This window comes from Paenirhodobacter enshiensis, from assembly GCF_000740785.1.
GTDB classification, from domain to species: domain Bacteria; phylum Pseudomonadota; class Alphaproteobacteria; order Rhodobacterales; family Rhodobacteraceae; genus Rhodobacter; species Rhodobacter enshiensis.
Window position 1 is genome coordinate 73,042 of the sequence record NZ_JFZB01000012.1, and the last position, 16,534, is coordinate 89,575.

A 16,534-nucleotide genomic window follows, 5' to 3' on the forward strand; every position below is an offset into this window, starting at 1 on the left:
GCGATGATGGATTTCGATCTGACGAGCGAACAGGGCCAGCTGAAGGACAGCATCGGGCGCTATCTGGCCGGGCGCTACAGCGGGCTCGAGGCGCGCGAGGCGATGCGCCGGCGACCCGAGGGGCGCGATCCGGCGCTGTGGCAGGGGCTGGCGGAGCTGGGCCTTCTGGGAATGCCCTTCGCCGAGGAAGACGGCGGCTATGGCGGCGGCCCGGTCGAGACGATGATCGCGATGGAGGCCATCGGGCGCAGCCTCGCGCTCGAACCCTTCCTCGCGACCGGGGTTCTTGGGGCGGCGGCGCTGCGCTTCGGCGCGAGTGCCGCTCAGAAGGCACGGCTGATCCCCGAGATCGCTGCGGGCGATCTGTGCCTGAGCGTCGCGCTGACCGAACCCGGCGCGCGCCATGACCTCGGCCATGTCGCGACGCGGGCCGAGGAGACGCCCGCGGGTCCGGTGCTCAGCGGGCGCAAGGATCTGATCGTGTGGGGCGAGAGCGCGGATGCCATCGTCGTGCCGGCGCGGCTGGACACGGGCGGGGTGGGTCTGTTCCTCGTCGATCCCCGCGGCGCGGGGGCGCAGCTTTCGGGCTACGCGGCGCAGGATGGCAGCCGCCTCGCCGATCTGGTGCTCGACCGTGCCCCGGCGGAGCGGCTTGACCCGGTGGAGGGCTCTGCCGAGGATGCCGACGGGCTGACGGTGATCGAGCGCATCGCCGAGGCCGGCATCGCCGCACTCGCCGCCGAAGCGGTCGGCGCGATGGAAGAGCTGCACCGGCTGACCGTCGATTACCTCAAGACCCGGCGCCAGTTCGGCGTGCCGATCGGCAGCTTTCAGGCGTTGCAGCACAAGGCCGTCGACATGCTGCTGATGGTGGAACAGGCGCGCTCGATGGCGTGTTACGGTGCGATGATGGTCGAGGCGGACGATCCGGCCGAGCGGCGCGCGGCGCTGTCGGCGGTGAAGGTGCAGATCAACCGCTCGGCCCGGTTCGTCGGCCAGACGGCGGTGCAGCTGCATGGCGGCATCGGCATGACGATGGAATATATCGGTGCGCATTACTTCAAGCGCCTGACGGTGATCGAAACGCAGCTTGGCGATACTGCCTTCCATCTGGCCCGCGTCGCCGATGCCGGCGGCCTGATCGCCGCGGAATGAGGAAGGACGCAATGAGGCCCCGGACACGCCAGCCACGGCGATCTGCCGGTTCTGTCCACCGCGGACCGGAAAGCCGCAGCCCCCTTGCCCCCGATTCCGGCGCGGACATCGCGCCTTTTTCTGAGAAACACCCGCCGGTTTCCGGCGCCTGATCCCAACACGATGGAGGAGCACATGAACGACAAACCCAGCCTGAAGGCCAAGGATGCCCCCGATCTCGGCCGGTTCGACTGGCAAGATCCGTTCCGCATGGACCTTGAGCTGACCGAGGAAGAGCGGATGCTGCGCGACGCCGCCCGGGCCTATGCGCAGGAGAAGCTGCAACCGCGCGCCATCGAGGCCTTCGAGACCGAGCACACCGACCCCGAGATTTTCCGCGAGATGGGCGGGATGGGGCTTCTGGGCGTCACCATCCCTGAGGAATACGGCGGCCTCGGTGCGGGTTATGTCTCCTATGGCCTCGTCGCGCGCGAGATCGAGCGCGTCGATTCCGGCTATCGCAGCATGATGTCGGTGCAGAGCTCGCTGGTGATGTATCCGATCTATGCCTACGGATCGGAGGCGCAGCGGCGGAAATACCTGCCGAAGCTCGCCTCGGGCGAATGGATCGGCTGTTTCGGCCTGACCGAGCCCGACGCGGGATCGGACCCCGGCAGCATGAAGACCGTGGCGCGCAAGACCGCCGACGGCTACGTGCTGAGCGGCACCAAGATGTGGATCTCGAACGCGCCGATCGCCGATGTCTTCGTGGTCTGGGCGAAATCCGAGGCACATGGCGGCAAGATCCGCGGCTTCGTGCTGGAAAGGGGCATGAAGGGCCTCTCGGCGCCGAAGATCGGCAACAAGCTGAGCCTGCGCGCCTCGATCACCGGCGAGATCGTGATGCAGGACGTCGCGGTGGGCGAAGACGCTCTGCTGCCCCATGTCGAGGGGCTGAAGGGGCCGTTCGGCTGTCTCAACCGGGCGCGTTACGGCATCGCCTGGGGGGTGCTCGGTGCGGCCGAATTCTGCCTCAATGCCGCGCGGCAATACGGGCTCGACCGCAAGCAGTTCGGCAGGCCTTTGGCCCAGACCCAGCTATACCAGCTCAAGCTTGCCAACATGCTGACCGAGATCAGCCTCGGCACGCAAAGCTGTCTGCGCGTCGGGCGGCTGATGGACGAGGCCAATGCCGCGCCCGAGATGATCTCGATCCTCAAGCGCAACAATTGCGGCAAGGCGCTCGATGCGGCGCGGCTGGCGCGCGACATGCACGGTGGCAACGGCATCTCGGGCGAATTCCAGGTGATCCGCCACATGGTCAATCTGGAGACGGTGAACACCTACGAGGGCACGCATGACATTCATGCACTGATCCTCGGCCGCGCGATTACCGGGCTTCAGGCCTTCCAGTAAGGCCGCGGAATGGGGCCGGGGGCAGGTCACGCCCCCGGCCGATCCCCCGGAGCGGGCGGCATTCTCGCTCCTGCGCTGTCCGGACCGGGGGACGGGGGGCCATGCGCGGGGAGGCGGGGATCCGCCTTCCGGTGGCGCGCATGGCCCCCACCTTTGCGAAGCGGCGCCGCTAGATCGCCGGCGGAGCCGGGAAAACCAGCGTAGCGCACAGCCCGTCGGCGGTGTTTTCCAGCCGCAGCCGCGCACCGTGCAGCGCCGCGATGGCATCGACGAGGCTCAGCCCCAGACCGTTGCCCGCCGTGGCGCGGCTGCGGTCGAGGCGCACGAACCGTTCGCGCACGCGCGACAGATCGGCCTCGGGGATCCCCGGGCCGGTATCGCACACGCTCAGGCTCCACCCCCGCCCGTCCCGATGCAGCGACAAGGTGATCCGCGCCGGCGCCGGACAATGACGCATCGCGTTGTCGAGCAGGTTGACCAGCGCCTGCGCCAGAAGGCCGCGGTCTCCGGCCACCAGGGCCGCGCCCGCCGGAAGATCGAGGACCAGCCTGTGGCCCATGTCTTCGGCACTCGCGAGCATCATCTCGTGGACCTCGCGGCCGAGTTCTGTCAGATCGACCGGCACCGGCGCGATGGCCACCATCCCCGCCTGCATCCGCGCGAGCCGCAGGATCGTGTCGAACGTGGCCGAGATCTGATCGAGATCGGCGAGCGCGCTGCCCACCTCGCGCCGCGCCGCAGCCGGAAGCCCCGGGTCGAGCGCCACCGGCTCCAGCCGCAACCGCAGCCGGCCGAGCGGCGCACGCAGATCGTGGGCGACATCGGTCGAGACCTGACGGATCGCGTCGATCCCCGCCTCCAGCCGGTCGAGTGCAGCATCGACGCTTTGTGCCAGCCGCGCCACGTCGTCGCTGCCACCGTCGTGGATACGCAGCCCGTGCCGTCCGGCACCGACGGCTTCCAGAACCCGCTCCATCCGGCCGATCCGGGCCTCGGTCCGGCGCGCGATGAAGATCGCGAAGCCCGTCGCGAACACCAGCGCAAGCCCCAGCCCCCAGCCGAAACTGTCGAGCAGTATCTCTGTCTGTTCGCGCGGCCAGGCGTCGTCGTGGCCGGTCATCAGCCAGCCCTGCGGCAAGCGCAGGCCGTAGGCCACATAGCCTTCGGGAATGTCGGCCGCGGGCGGCAGATGCAGGTGAAGCCCGTCTCCGGGCACCAGTTGACGCACCCCCTCGAACGGAACATCGACCGTCGCGTTGCCCAGAACCGCCCCCCCGTCCGAGGGAACGAAAGCCACGATCCGCGCATCGTCACCGCTGACCGCGACCCGCGCCGCGATCTGATCCGCCAGATCCTCCATGTCGCCGTCACGCACCGCGAGCGCGAGGCTTTCGGCATCGGCGCGCACCTCGTTGCGCAAGGCGCGGATCATCTCGTCCGATTGCAGCCGCCACGACACGCCCCCCGCCACCAGAGCCGCCACCGCGAACACCGCCGAGATCGCCAGCGCGAAGCGCATCGACCAGGTGAGAGTGACCTTCATCCCGGTTTTCATGACGGATCGAACACGTAGCCGATGCCGTGCAGCGTGTTCAGATAGGGCCGCGCGAAGGGCTTGTCGATCTTGGCACGCAACCGGCTGATATGGGTCTCGACGACACTGGTCTTCGGATCGAAATGGATGTCCCACACCGCTTCCAGCAGCAAGGTGCGGGTCTGCACCCGGCCAGGGCGTTCCATGAAATGACGCAGCAGCAGGAATTCGCGCGGTTGCAGCTCGATGCGCCGGCCCTCGCGCCAGGCTTCGCGCGACAACAGATCGAGGCGCAGATCGCCCTGCACCAGTTCCGTCACCTCGGGGCGCAGCGTCGGGCGGCGCGCGATGGTGTCGATGCGCGCCAACAGCTCGACGAAGGCGAAGGGCTTGACCATGTAATCGTCTGCGCCCGCGCGCAGCCCCTCCACCCGGTCCTCGACGCTGCCCATGGCGGTCAGCAAGATCGCCGGCGTCGCGATCCGCGCCGCCCGCAACGCACGCAGCAGCGCCAGACCGTCGAGCCCCGGCATCATCCGGTCGAGCACGAACAGATCGTAATCCCGCGCCGTCGCCTGAGCGAGCGCCTCGCGCCCGTCGCGCAGCAGATCGACGGAATGGCCCTCCCGCTCCAGCCCCTGGCGCAGGTAGGTTCCGGTCTCGGCATCGTCTTCGGCGATCAGGATCTTCATGGCCGCACTGTCGTGCGAATGGCCGGCGCTGTCACGGGGGAACAGCGGACTTGGCGCGGGGTTTACCAATTTGTATGACAGTCCCAGCTTTGCGCCCGGTGCCGCGATGCCTATCTGGGGTCGCGCCCCTCCCCGAGGCGGCGCTGTCCCGCCACCCGCGTTCCAGATCGGAAAGACCGCCAGATGTTCGATTCGATGACCCAGATCCTTCCCTCTCTCGCCGCGCTCGGGGGGCTGGCCTATTGGGGGATCGGCCTCGCAGCGGGTCTGGAGGCCTTCGTGCTGACCGGGATCTTCCTGCCGGGCACGCTGTTCGTCGATGCGGGCGGGGTGATGGTGCAGCGCGGTCTGCTCGATTTCCTCGATCTGGTCTGGTTCGTGGCCATCGGCTCTGTTCTCGGCGGCGAGGCGACCTTCTGGGTCGGCCGTCACCTGCGCCAGCGGCTGAGCGCGCGCTGGAAGGTCGAGGACATGGCCCCCTATGCCCGCGCCCGACAGCTGTTCGCACGCCATGGCGGCGCGGCGCTGGTGATCGGGCGGTTCCTCGGCCCGGTCGCGGCTTTCGTGCCGCTGGTCGCCGCGCTCTCGGGGATGGAGACGCGCCGGTTCCGGCTGTGGAACATCGCGAGCGGCCTGCCCTATGCGATCGGCCATGTGGGCTTCGGCTATGTGCTCGGACTCGGGGTGACGCAGCTGCCGCCGGTGCTGATGCGCGAGGCGCTGGTGGGGCTCGCGCTCGGCGCGGCGGCGCTCGGGCTGTGGTGGAGCCTGCGCCGGCTGGACCGCGCCCTGCCGGTGGTTCTGGAAATGCTCGGCGGGCTGATGGACCGGATCGCCGGGATGCCCAGGGCGGACGCCTTCGGCGCGCGCCATCCCCGACTTGCCCGTCTGATCGCCAGCCGGATGGACCGCAGCCATTTCCTCGGCCTGCCGGCGACGCTTCTGGGGATCGGGTTCGTCTATCTGCTCGGGCTCGGTGCGGGGATCGCCTTCGATTTCGCCCATTCGGCGCCGATCGTGCAGATTGACGCGCGGCTCGCACAGCTGATGCACGCGCTGTGGACGCCCGGTCTCGTCGCCGGGTTCACGGTGTTCACCGCGCTTGGCGATGTGCGGGTGGTGGCGGCGCTGCTGGTGCTGGCGCTGATGTGGCTCGCACTCGCGCGGCGATGGGCGCTGATCGCGGGATTGCTGAGTGCGCTCGGCGCCGATCTGGTCTCGGTCGGGCTGCTGAAACTCGCGTTCGAGCGACCGCGCTCGGCGCTTGGCTATTTCGTCGAGACCTCGGGCAGCTTTCCATCGGGCCATGCCACGGTCAGCGTCGCCTTTTATGCGATGCTGTTCTACATCCTGTGGCGGGTGCGCCGCCTCGGTCCGGTGACGGCGGCGTTCTGGGCGGTGGCGGTGGCCTTCCTGATCGGGCTGAGCCGGCTGTTCCTCGTCGAACATTACCTGAGCGATGTCCTCGCCGGGTGGGTGCTCGGCGCGCTGTGCCTGATGAGCGGCATCGCGGTGACGGAATGGCGCCAGCTGCGCCACCCGCCCGCGCCGCGCCCGGTGCGGGGGATGGCTGCCGCGGCGGCCGCGCTGGCCTCGGTGCTGCTGATCGGGGGGGCGGGGCTGCGGCTGGCCGATTACAGCAAGGCGCTGAACCCGCGTCCGCCCGAAACCGCCCCCATCGCGCTGAGCGCGCCCGAGGAGATCTTCACCCGCTACCGCGAGCCCGATGCCGCCGTGACGCTGAGCGGCGAGCATCGCTTCGCACTGAACATCGCCTTTGCCGCACCTTCGCGCGCCGCCCTCGAATCCGCGCTTCACGCCCGGGGCTGGACGGTGGCGCGCCCGGTCACGGTGCCGGGGCTCGCGCGCAGTGCCCTCGATGCGCTGAGCGAGGACAGCGCCCCCGATGCCGCGCCCGTGCCGCTGTTCTGGAACGAACGCGCCAACGATCTGGCCCTGAGCCTGACCCAGCCTGCCCCGGATCAGACTGCGGGCAAGACACCGCGGATGCGGCTGTGGCAAAGCCGGTTCGTGCTGGCCGACGGGCGGCGACTGTGGCTGGGCGTGCTGCGCCGTGACGACGGGCTCGATCTCGACGAGGGCAGCGACGGGACGGATGTCGCCGAAGCTCTGGCGCAGGCGATGGGGGCCGGAACACGGCAGATCGCACCCGGAACGGCCCCGCTGCCGCTGATCGGGGTCGATACGCCCGCGCCGGAGGCAGTTCTCACCAAACCGTAAGAATTGGGACAGCCGGGAGCGGGACCGGACGGGCATCGTTGCGCGCCGATGCGGCTGAGCATCGCTGCCCGAGACTGTCCCGATGAAGAGCCTGCCGCTCCGCTCCGTTCCGCCTGCCCCGTCCGGACTTCCCCTGCCCGCCCCAGTTCCCGCCCGACCGCGCCGGGCCGTGGCGTTTTGCTGCGACGACCGCTACCTGCCCTATGCGCTGTTCGCCGCGAGCCAGATCGCCGGACAGGCGCCGCAGCGCGATTTCGACATCTGCCTGTGCGGCACCGAGAAGCCGGTCATTCCCGACAGCCTTGCCGGCCTCGGGCTGCGGGCCATCGCGCTTTCGCCGGAACCGGCGCTCGCGGGGTTCGGCCTCGATGCGCGGCGCAGCGAAAGTGCCTATCACCGTCTGCTCCTGCCGGGCCAGCTTGCGGCGGATTACGACCGCATCCTGTATCTCGATTCCGACATTTTCGTGCAGGGCGGCGATATCGCGGCGCTGCTCGGCGCCGATCTGGGGGGCCATGCGGTCGCGGCGGTGCGCGACAACCCGCAGTGGCGCACCCCCGGGCGGATGCCCGAGGAGTTCCGCACCTTCCGCCTCGGTCCGGCGCGCTATCTGAATTCCGGAGTCCTGCTGATCGACGTGCCACGCTGGCAGAAACTTGGCCTGACCGAGCGGATGCTGGCCTTCGGTCAGTCCCGCGGCGGGCAGCTGAAACGCCACGACCAGACCTTGCTGAACTGCGTCCTGCACGGAGACTGGGCCGAACTGTCGCCGAAATGGAACTGGCAATACAGCCGCGCCGCCCGCCTGCACGAGGCGATGCTGGGCGCGAATATCGTGCATTTCATCGGGCCGGAAAAGCCGTGGAACGCGCCGGCGGGTGCGCTGCCGCCGCGCTTCGGGGCCGAGCTTTCCCGCTTTCTGCGCCAGCATTTCCCGCAACGCGCGACCGCGCTGCCGCCCGAAGGCACTGGACCCGGTTCGCGCAGGATGTTGTCGATGCTGCTGCGCCATCTGCTGAACCGGCGCAAGATGGCGCGCTATCTGGCCAGGTTTCCGACCGATCTGACGCTGCGGCCCTGAGACCATCCGATGGAAACCGGCCGGCCACATGCTGCGGCCGGCCGGCGGATCGTCAGGCCTTTTGCCGAAGCACCCGGGTCAGGCTCAGCGCGACAGCTCCGAGGAAGCCCACCAGCGCGAAGATGTAGAACCCCCAGGGATGCCCGAGGCCGAGCGACACCAGCGTGCCGCCGAGCAGCGGCCCCGAGATCGCCCCAAGACGCCCCACCCCGGCCGACATGCCGAGCGCCGTCGCCCGCACCCCCGGCGGATGGTTCGAGGCGGTATAGGCATAGACCAGCACCTGCGCCGAGAACACGAAGCAGCCGGTCAGAAACACCGCCGGATAGAGCAGCACCGGCGACATCTTCACCGACAACAGCCCCAGCAGCACCGCGCCGCACAGGAACCACAGCACCGCCGCCGGCTTCAGCCCGATCCGGTCGCCGACCTGCCCCGCGACCAGCAGACCGCACACCGCGCCCACGTTGAGCATCAAGAGCAGCCACAGCCCTCCGCTCAGCCCGTAGCCCGCCGACATCATCAGCTTCGGCAGCCAGGTGTTCAGCCCGTAGACCAGCAGCAGCCCCATGAACGAGGTCACCCAGATCAGCACCGAATTGCGCAGGAACGGCGCGCGGAACAACGATCCGGTCGAGGCCTTTTCTTCCGCCGGCGCAGGCGGGGCGAGCGTCACGCCATAGGCCGCGGCGATTGTCTCGGCCTCGGCCCGGCGGCCCTTCGCCACCAGGAAAGACGGCGATTCCGGCAGCAGACGCAGCATCGCCGGCAGCAAGATCAGCCCCGGCACCGCGCCTGCGACGAACATCGCACGCCAGCCGAAGGCCGGCATCAGCACCAGCCCAAGAAGCGCCGTCGCAACCGCACCCACGTGGTAGCCGGTCATCACCCGGGTCGAGGCCTTGCCCGTCATCCCGCGGGCGAATTCGGTCACCATCGCGATCGCGGTCGGCAGACAGCCGCCAAGCCCGATCCCGGCGAAGAAGCGCAGCACGCCAAGCTGCGTCGCATCGGAAACGAAGGCGCAAGCGAGGGTCAGCACCGAAAAGCTGCCCACGGCCCACAGCATCGCCTTGCGACGGCCGATCTTGTCGGTGGCGATGCCGATCGACAGCGCGCCGAGGGTCATGCCGACAAGGCTGATGGTCGAGACGAAAGTCGCCTCGGCCGCAGTCATCCACGGGGTCGCACCGCCGGTGAGAACCGGGATCAGCGCGCCGAGAACGACGAGGTCGAAACCGTCCAGAATGACGGCAATCCAGCACAGCACCGCAACGGTGCGTGCAGATCCTGCAACGGGGATCTGTGACACGAATGGAACTCCTTCCTGGGGGGACGGTGCAGGGATCCTCCATCCCGGGCCGAAATCCTCCTTGCGGCCCGACCGTCCTTGCCTCGACGCTAGCGGCAGATCGCCACGCTCGCAACTGTCGCAAGTCCTTGAAAATATGACATTTGCATGTTTATTCATATATCGCAGGTTATGGATTGCGCGGGCAACGCCCCTCCCGGGGCTATGGCCCGCCGGATCAGCACGGCTCGCCCATCCGCGTGATCTGCGCACACAGATCGAGGCCCGCGCTCAGCGCGCGCCCCGTCGCCTCCGCCATCTGCGGCAACACCATCCATTCGAGTGCCCAGGCGGCACCGGAGCGCTCCTGTTCATGCCCCATCGCCTGATGCAGCGCCGAGACCTGCACCGCGTTGAACCGGGCGAGCGTCACCAGAAGCTCGGCGAGCACCGGGTTTTGCTTGTGCGCCATCGCCGAGGAGGTCCCGCCCCCGGACAGGGAAATCTCGCCGATGCCTTGCTGCGCCATCAGCGCGATGTCCTGCCCGATCTTGCCGAGCGTCCCCGAGATCAGCGACAGAACCGAGGCGAACTCGGCCACTCCGTCGCGCATCGCGTGCCAGGCGCGCACCGGATTGCCGAGGCCGAGCGCCCCCGCCACATCGGCCGCGACCCGATCCGCCGCCGGACCGAGCGCGGCGCGGTCGCCCGAGGCGCCGCCGATCTGCACCTTCGCGACCCGCGGCGTCAGCGCGGCCAGACGCGCGCGGTGATCGGCAAGCGGCAGCCGCCAGGGCGCGACCCGGTCCGCCACGGTCACCATCGTCGCCGCCTGCATCCGCGTGCGCCCCATCAGCGGCGCGGCACCGAAGCGCGCATCCAGATCGGAAAGCGCGACATCGAGTGCCGCAACCCTCTGCTCCAGAACGGAAATCGTGTCACGCATCGCCAGCGCGAGCGCGGTGTCGATCACGTCTTGCGAGGTGGCACCGCGATGCACCGCGCCTTTCGCCACCCCCGCCGCCGCCTTCATCTGCGCGACCAGCCGCGGCACGACGACGCCGTCCTGCCCGGTGCCGCGGCGCAGATCGTCGAGATCGAAGTGCATCGCCCCGATGGCGAGCGCCGCCTGTTCGGCCTCGGCCTCAGGCACCAGACCCGCACGGCCGAGCGCCCGGCTCCAGGCGATTTCGAATGCCTGCATCGCGGCGAGCTGCGCCTCGGGCCGCCAGAGCGCGGCAATCTCGTCATCGGCGAACAGCCCGCCGAGCCAGGGATGGGTGAACACGTCGCTCATGATCCGCCTTCAGAAAGACCCGGGCCGAAAGAACCGGACAGAAAACCCGGGGCGGCGCGCAGGACCGCGCGCCGCCCGTTCGTCGAAGCACGATAGCCCGCGATCACAGATCGAGGAACACCGTCTCGCCCGCGCCCTGCAGGCGGATGTCGAAGCGATAGCGGTTCTCGCCGATCTTCTTCGCGATCAGCGTCTCGACGCGCGGGCGCTGCTCGATCCGGGCGAGGAGCGGATCGTCGGAATTGTCCTCGTCCTCGAAATAGATCCGGGTCTGCAGCCCGATGTTGATGCCGCGCGCCACGACCCAGAGCGAGATATGCGGCGCAAAGGCCTTGCCATAGCGCGAGGGAACCGGCCCGGGCTTGACCGTGCGAAGGGTGAATTCGCCGCTGACCGCATCGGCGGCGAAGCGGCACAGCCCGCTGACCGCCGGATCGGCACCGGGCTGGCCCGGAAAGATCCCTGCCGCATCCGGCTGCCAGCTTTCGATCAGCGCATCGCGCAGCGCCCAGCCGGTGCCGTCATAGACGGAGCCGACGATCTCGATCACCGTGCCCTGCGCGCCCTCGGCGATCGGCGAGGTGCCGATTTCCTCGGCATAGGCGCCGGGATTGCCGGCATAGGTCGGCATCAGGCCGATGTGGACATAAGGCCCCGCGGTCTGCGACGGGGATTCGGGCAGAACGGTCAGCGGCTGCACCATGTCAAAGGCCCTCCAGCTTGTTCTCGAACATCGTCTGACGGCGGCCGCGCAGCACGATGTCGAACTTGTAGGCAAGGAAATCCAGCGGCCGCGAGGCCGCCATGTCGAGCGGCGCGACCAGACGGTCGAGCTGCGAGCGGTTGCGGATCGTCGCGGCGATCGGACAGCGCTCGATCAGCGGATCGCCCTCGAAATACATCTGGGTGATCAGCCGCTGGCCGAAGCTGTGGCCGTAGACCGAGATATGGATGTGCATCGGCCGCCAGTCGTTGCCGCGGTTCGGCCACGGATAGGCGCCGGGGCGGATCGTCAGAAACTGGTAACAGCCGTTCGCATCGGTCAGCGTGCGCCCGCAGCCGCCGAAATTCGGATCGAGCGGCGCGAGATAGCCGTCCTTCTTGTGGCGATAGCGCCCGCCGGCATTGGCCTGCCAGATCTCGATCAGCGTCTCCGGCACGGCGCGGCCGTTCTCGTCGAGCACGCGGCCGTGCATCAGGATCCGCTCGCCCACCGCGGGCGCGGCGCCCTTGGTCCAGTTCAGGATCAGGTTGTTGTCGAGCGCGCCGATCTGATCATGGCCGAAGGTGGGGCCGGTTTCCTCGGACGGGCCGCTTTCCATCGACAACAGCGGCAGGCTCGGCGAGCGGGCGACGGAGGTCTTGTAATCGGGGTAATAGGGAACCGGGTGCATCTCCCGGTTGCGCGGTATCAGGGGTCCCTGGTCGATCATTGCTGTGCCGCCTCCATCTCGGCATAGGTCTGCCTGGCCAGCTTGATGGCATGGTTCGCCCGCGGCACACCCGCGTAGACCGCCACATGCTGGAACGCCTCCATCACATCGCGCTTCGACGCGCCGGTGCGGGCGGTCGCGCGGATATGCATCGGAATCTCCTCGAAATTTCCGGTCGCGGCCAGCAACGCCAGCGTCAGCATCGAGCGCTCGCGCCGCGAGATCGCATCCGACGCCCAGACCGTGCCCCAGGCCGAGACCGTGATCAGCTCCTGAAATGGCAGGTCGATGTCGGTCTTCGCCGCCTCGGCCCGGTCGACATGCGCGTCGCCCAGCACCGCGCGGCGCACCTCCATCCCCTTGTCGAAACGCGCGTCGCTCATGGTGTGGTCCTTTCGAGAAAATCGCAAATCAATCGGGCCGTGGCCGCGGGGGCCTCGACACAGGGCAGATGCCCCGCCCCGGCAATCAGGTGAAACGCCGCGCCGCACAGCGCGGCCGTGGCCCGCACGAGGTCCGGCGGGCTCGATCCGTCTTCGGCACCGCACAGCGCCAGAACCGGCAGACTCAGGGTGCGGGTCGTGGCGCTCAGATCGGCGCCGGCGATCGCGGCGCAACAGCCGACATAGCCCTCGACCGGCGTGCGGCGCAGCATGTTGGCCCAAAGGCGGAAATCGGGATCGGCCGCGCGAAACGGCGCAGTGAACCAGCGTTCGAGGATCGGAGCCGCAAGCGCGGCGATGCCCTGCGCGCGGATCGCCGTGATCCGGTCTCGCCACATGTCCGCCGAGCCCATCTTCGCCGCCGTATCCATCAGCACCAGCGCGCGCAGCAGATCCGGCCGGCGCGCCGCCAGCCCCTGCCCGATCATGCCGCCGATCGACAGCCCGACGAAGGTGATGTCATGCAGATCGAGCGCCGTGCAGATCGCCTCGGCATCGCCGATCAGCGTGTCCATGTCATAGGGCGCGGGCGTCGCATCGCTCAGCCCGTGGCCGCGCTTGTCGAACCGCACCAGCCGCAACCCCGCCGGCAGCAGCGGCACGAGCGCATCCCACACCCGCAGATCCGTCCCGAGCGAATTCGCGAACATCACCACGCGGCCATCGCGCGGTCCCTCGTCGCGGACATGAAAGGCCGCGCCGGCATGGATCACCACCTGCATCTGTCCTCCTCCCCCGTGAACCGGGGCTCCCTGGCGGAATATGGCATGACAAAACCGGCGTGGAAATTATAATGATGCGCAATCGTGTTAACTTCAGGGTTATGATATGCTCAGCCCCCACCTGCGCCTGCGCCATCTGCGCTGCTTTCTGGAGATCGCCCGCCTCGGCTCGCTGTCGGCGGCGGCAGAGGCACTGCATGTCAGCCAGCCCGCCGCCTCGAAGACCATCCGCGAGCTCGAGGAGATCCTCGGCACCGCGCTGTTCGACCGCTCGGGCCGGCGGCTGGTGCTGACGGCGGCGGGACGGATCTACCAAAACCACGCCGGCGCCGCGATCGCCGATCTCGAACGCGCCCAGCATCTGGTCCTGTCGCCGCCGCGCGAACGGCCCAAGATCAGCGCGGGCGTGCTGCCGACGGCGGGCACCGGCCTCGCCCCGCGCGCCGCGCTGGCGTTTCGCGAGACCCACCCGGATGTGCTGCTCGACGTGATGACCGGGCCGAACTGGCTGCTGCATTCGCTGTTGCGCGAAGGTCAGCTCGATATCGTCATAGGCCGGATCCCCCCGCCAGGCGCAAGCGAGGGGCTGCATTTCCAGCGCCTCTACTGGGAGCGCGTGGTCCCCGTCGTCCATGCCCGACACCCGCTCCTCGGCAAGGACTGGGAGTATCGCGCGCTCGCCGATTACCCGCTGATGTTGCCGCCGCCAGGCGCGCTGATCTCGGTCGCGGTGCGCACCTGGCTGCATTCCGTCGGCCTCACCGATCCCGCCCCGGCCTATGAGAACGTCTCTCTCGCCTTCGGCCGCGAGGTGGTGCTGCATTCCGAAACCGTATGGTTCATCTCCGAAGGCGTCGTGCGCCCCGAGATCGAGGCCGGCACCCTCGCCGTCCTGCCGATCCGCAACGAGCTTCTCGGCGGCCCGGTCGGCATCACCCTGCGCGACGGAAACGCCCCCTCGGCCGAGACCGCCGCCCTGATCGCCGCCCTCGAAGAGGCCGCCACCGGCTTCGGCGGCTGAACCGCTCCCTCTTTCGGCTTTCTCCAAATATCCCGGGGGAGTCTCCGCAGGAGACGGGGGCAGAGCCCCCATCTCCCCTCTCCGCCTCAATACGGCAGGCCGACGTAATTCTCCGCCAGATCGCGGCGCGCGGTCTCCGATTCCGCCAGATGGCGCAGCGAGGCCCGCCGCATCTGCGCGGCGAAACTGTCCTCGCCGTCGAAACGATGCAGCATCGTCGTCATCTGCCAGCTGAACCGCATCGCCTTCCAGATCCGGTTCAGCGCGCGCGCGGAATAGCCGTCGATGCCCGTCTCATCGCCGGTCTTCAGCGCCGCGCTCAGCGCCTGATGCAGGTAAAACACGTCCGAAACCGCCAGGTTCAGCCCCTTCGCCCCGGTCGGCGGCACGATATGCGCCGCATCTCCCACCAGGAACAGCCGGCCCCACCGCAGCGGCTCGGAGACGAAGCTGCGCAGCGGCGCGATGGATTTCTCGATCGAGGGGCCGGTGACCAGCCGCTCAGCCGCCTGTGCCGGCAGCCGGCGCGAGAATTCCTCCCAGAACCGCGCGTCCGACCAGTCCTCGACCTTGTCGCTCAGCGGCACCTGCACGTAACAGCGCACCAGATTGGCGTTGCGCATCGAGGCGAGCGCGAAGCCGCGCGGCGAATTCGCATAGATCAGCTCGTCGCTCACCGGCGGCGTGTGCGACAGAATCCCGAGCCAGCCGAACGGATAGACCCGCTCGAATTCGCGGCGCCGGTCCTCGGGGATGGTCTTGCGGCTGACGCCGTGGAACCCGTCGCAGCCCGCGACATAGGCGCAGCTCAGCCGCTTCCTCTCGCCGTTCAGCACATATTCGACCGAGGCCTGCGCGCCGTCGAGATCGAGGATCCGCACATCTTCGACGCCATGAACGATGGTCGTGCCCATCGCATCCTGCGCCCGATACAGATCCTGCGTCACCTCGGTCTGGCCATAGACCATGACCCGCTTGCCGGTCAGCGCGTGAAAGTCGATATGCACCATCTGATCTTCATCGGTCAGATATGTGCCGTCGTGCACAAAGCCCTCGCGGTCCATCCGCGCCCCGACGCCGGCCTCGCGCAGCATCTCGACCGATCCCCATTCGAGGATCCCGGCCCGGATCCGCGACAGCACATGCGCGCGGCCAGAGCGTTCCAGAATGACCGTCGCGATCCCCTCCCGGTTCAGCAACTGCGACAGCAGCAGACCCGAAGGCCCGCCGCCGATGATGACGACCTGAGTGTCCATGATGATGTTCCGATTGTTCTCCCTGAGATGAACCTTATGCCGTTCCGCGCCGTGGCGAGAATGGACAGGACCGGCATAGTCTGGTATTTTTCAGGCATGGTCAGTCCGTCGCAAATCCCGGTCTTCAATCTGTTCGGCGAAACCGGGGCCTTCCCGGACATCATCCATTGCGAACGGATCCGCGACCGGGCCGGCCTGCATGACTGGACCATCTCGCCGCATCGTCACCACGAGATGGCACAGGTGTTCTACATGCGCGCCGGCACCGCGCAGGTCCGTGTCGATGGCCGGCAAATCGCTTTCGACAATGGAGAAATCATCTTCATCCCGGCGGGAATCGTGCATGGATTCGCCTTTTCCCGGGGCAGCGAGGGGCTGGTTCTGTCCTTTCCGCTGACGGTCGTGCCCACCGGGGGAAGCGATGCCGCCCTCGCCCGCATTCTGGCGCGTCCGCATTGCGCAAGCGCGGATCCGACCGCACTCTGCCTGATGGAGCAGATCGCGGACGCATTTTCCACGACTGGCACTTTCCGCGCAAATCTTCTCGTCGCACTGTCACAGGCGCTGTTCGCCGCCATCGCCCGTCTGGCCGAGCGTCAGGCCGCCGCCACCGCCCCCCCGGAGCGTCGCCGCATGGACGATTTCGGCCAGCTGATCGCGCGGCACATGGCCGAAGGCTGGGGGGTGGCGGACTATGCCTCGGCGCTGTCGGTGACGGCGGGGCATCTCAACCGGATCTGCCGCGCGGCGACCGGAACCAGCGCCGGACGACATATCGAGATCGCGGTGATGACCGAGGCGAGCCGCCTTCTCGCCTTCACCCAGTTGCCGGTGGCCGAGGTCGGCTATCGTCTGGGCTTCGACGATCCGTCGTATTTCTCGCGCCGGTTCCGCGCCCTGCGCGGCGAAGCACCCTCGGACTACCGGCGCCGGTTCGCGACCTGAGGCCGCGAACCGGCCTGTCACAGACGGC

Annotated in this window: 15 protein-coding genes; 6 read left to right on the top strand and 9 right to left on the bottom strand. The window is 68.4% G+C overall.

The features are described 5' to 3' along the window. Positions 1-6: 6 nt before the first annotated feature. The gene (locus tag CG50_RS08300) at positions 7-1,155 is read left to right on the top strand and encodes an acyl-CoA dehydrogenase family protein (RefSeq protein WP_036637037.1); all 1,149 of its coding nucleotides are present in this window, start codon (positions 7-9) and stop codon (positions 1,153-1,155) included. Positions 1,156-1,329: 174 nt separating this feature from the next. Next, positions 1,330-2,550 (top strand): acyl-CoA dehydrogenase, encoded by a 1,221-nt coding sequence (locus CG50_RS08305; protein WP_036637039.1) that lies wholly within the window; start codon positions 1,330-1,332, stop codon positions 2,548-2,550. 169 nt (positions 2,551-2,719) lie between these two features. Here the strand turns inward: CG50_RS08305 and CG50_RS08310 are convergent, their stop codons facing one another. After that, the gene (locus CG50_RS08310; protein ID WP_051909738.1) at positions 2,720-4,093 is read right to left on the bottom strand and encodes a sensor histidine kinase; all 1,374 of its coding nucleotides are present in this window, start codon (positions 4,091-4,093) and stop codon (positions 2,720-2,722) included. Positions 4,094-4,101: 8 nt separating this feature from the next. Then, positions 4,102-4,776: a response regulator gene (locus tag CG50_RS08315; RefSeq protein ID WP_036637043.1), complete on the bottom strand. Its 675-nt coding sequence runs from the start codon at positions 4,774-4,776 to the stop codon at positions 4,102-4,104. 183 nt (positions 4,777-4,959) lie between these two features. On the opposite strand from CG50_RS08315, the gene CG50_RS08320 reads away from it, so the two are divergent. Both CG50_RS08320 and CG50_RS08325 read left to right on the top strand, forming a co-directional pair. Continuing rightward, positions 4,960-7,017: a bifunctional DedA family/phosphatase PAP2 family protein gene (locus CG50_RS08320; protein ID WP_036637045.1), complete on the top strand. Its 2,058-nt coding sequence runs from the start codon at positions 4,960-4,962 to the stop codon at positions 7,015-7,017. A gap of 169 nt (positions 7,018-7,186) precedes the next feature. Beyond that, positions 7,187-8,098 (top strand): glycosyltransferase family 8 protein, encoded by a 912-nt coding sequence (locus tag CG50_RS08325; protein ID WP_245615646.1) that lies wholly within the window; start codon positions 7,187-7,189, stop codon positions 8,096-8,098. A gap of 52 nt (positions 8,099-8,150) precedes the next feature. Here the strand turns inward: CG50_RS08325 and CG50_RS08330 are convergent, their stop codons facing one another. The 6 genes from CG50_RS08330 to pcaD form a co-directional block, all read right to left on the bottom strand. After that, complete coding sequence (locus tag CG50_RS08330) at positions 8,151-9,410, bottom strand: MFS transporter (RefSeq protein ID WP_036637046.1); 1,260 nt, start codon at positions 9,408-9,410, stop codon at positions 8,151-8,153. A 217-nt stretch (positions 9,411-9,627) separates the two neighbouring features. Further along, complete coding sequence (locus tag CG50_RS08335; protein WP_036637048.1) at positions 9,628-10,686, bottom strand: 3-carboxy-cis,cis-muconate cycloisomerase; 1,059 nt, start codon at positions 10,684-10,686, stop codon at positions 9,628-9,630. Positions 10,687-10,789: 103 nt separating this feature from the next. Next, positions 10,790-11,389 carry a protocatechuate 3,4-dioxygenase subunit alpha gene (gene pcaG / locus CG50_RS08340; RefSeq protein ID WP_152559471.1) on the bottom strand — a complete coding sequence of 200 codons (600 nt, stop codon included), beginning with the start codon at positions 11,387-11,389 and terminating at the stop codon, positions 10,790-10,792. 1 nt (position 11,390) lies between these two features. Beyond that, a complete protein-coding gene (gene pcaH / locus CG50_RS08345; protein WP_036637049.1) occupies positions 11,391-12,119 on the bottom strand; it encodes a protocatechuate 3,4-dioxygenase subunit beta in 729 nt (242 codons plus the stop codon). Further along, positions 12,116-12,502: a 4-carboxymuconolactone decarboxylase gene (pcaC, locus tag CG50_RS08350; protein ID WP_036637050.1), complete on the bottom strand. Its 387-nt coding sequence runs from the start codon at positions 12,500-12,502 to the stop codon at positions 12,116-12,118. The genes pcaH and pcaC overlap by 4 nt, the downstream gene beginning before the upstream one ends. Then, positions 12,499-13,284, bottom strand: a complete 786-nt coding sequence (gene pcaD, locus CG50_RS08355) for a 3-oxoadipate enol-lactonase (protein WP_036637051.1) — start codon at positions 13,282-13,284, stop codon at positions 12,499-12,501. The genes pcaC and pcaD overlap by 4 nt, the downstream gene beginning before the upstream one ends. Before the next feature lie 106 nt (positions 13,285-13,390). Between pcaD and CG50_RS08360 the strand changes: the two genes are divergently transcribed. After that, entirely contained in the window at positions 13,391-14,305 is a 915-nt protein-coding gene (locus CG50_RS08360) for a LysR substrate-binding domain-containing protein (protein ID WP_036637053.1), read from the top strand. Between the two features lie 86 nt (positions 14,306-14,391). Here the strand turns inward: CG50_RS08360 and pobA are convergent, their stop codons facing one another. Continuing rightward, positions 14,392-15,561 (bottom strand): 4-hydroxybenzoate 3-monooxygenase, encoded by a 1,170-nt coding sequence (gene pobA / locus CG50_RS08365; RefSeq protein WP_036637055.1) that lies wholly within the window; start codon positions 15,559-15,561, stop codon positions 14,392-14,394. 60 nt (positions 15,562-15,621) lie between these two features. On the opposite strand from pobA, the gene CG50_RS08370 reads away from it, so the two are divergent. Further along, positions 15,622-16,506, top strand: a complete 885-nt coding sequence (locus tag CG50_RS08370; protein WP_245615648.1) for a helix-turn-helix domain-containing protein — start codon at positions 15,622-15,624, stop codon at positions 16,504-16,506. The last annotated feature ends 28 nt before the right edge of the window (positions 16,507-16,534 follow it).

Excerpts from the sequence above, each read along its gene's own strand:
- pcaC (WP_036637050.1), bottom strand. The coding sequence starts at position 12,502 with ATGAGCGACGCGCGTTTCGACAAGGGGATGGAGGTGCGCCGCGCGGTG.
- CG50_RS08360 (WP_036637053.1), top strand. The coding sequence starts at position 13,391 with ATGCTCAGCCCCCACCTGCGCCTGCGCCATCTGCGCTGCTTTCTGGAG.
- CG50_RS08305 (WP_036637039.1), top strand. The coding sequence starts at position 1,330 with ATGAACGACAAACCCAGCCTGAAGGCCAAGGATGCCCCCGATCTCGGC.
- CG50_RS08310 (WP_051909738.1), bottom strand. The coding sequence starts at position 4,093 with ATGAAGGTCACTCTCACCTGGTCGATGCGCTTCGCGCTGGCGATCTCG.
- pcaG (WP_152559471.1), bottom strand. The coding sequence starts at position 11,389 with ATGGTGCAGCCGCTGACCGTTCTGCCCGAATCCCCGTCGCAGACCGCG.
- CG50_RS08320 (WP_036637045.1), top strand. The coding sequence starts at position 4,960 with ATGTTCGATTCGATGACCCAGATCCTTCCCTCTCTCGCCGCGCTCGGG.
- CG50_RS08370 (WP_245615648.1), top strand. The coding sequence starts at position 15,622 with ATGGACAGGACCGGCATAGTCTGGTATTTTTCAGGCATGGTCAGTCCG.
- pobA (WP_036637055.1), bottom strand. The coding sequence starts at position 15,561 with ATGGACACTCAGGTCGTCATCATCGGCGGCGGGCCTTCGGGTCTGCTG.
- CG50_RS08335 (WP_036637048.1), bottom strand. The coding sequence starts at position 10,686 with ATGAGCGACGTGTTCACCCATCCCTGGCTCGGCGGGCTGTTCGCCGAT.
- pcaD (WP_036637051.1), bottom strand. The coding sequence starts at position 13,284 with ATGCAGGTGGTGATCCATGCCGGCGCGGCCTTTCATGTCCGCGACGAG.
- pcaH (WP_036637049.1), bottom strand. The coding sequence starts at position 12,119 with ATGATCGACCAGGGACCCCTGATACCGCGCAACCGGGAGATGCACCCG.
- CG50_RS08315 (WP_036637043.1), bottom strand. The coding sequence starts at position 4,776 with ATGAAGATCCTGATCGCCGAAGACGATGCCGAGACCGGAACCTACCTG.
- CG50_RS08300 (WP_036637037.1), top strand. The coding sequence starts at position 7 with ATGGATTTCGATCTGACGAGCGAACAGGGCCAGCTGAAGGACAGCATC.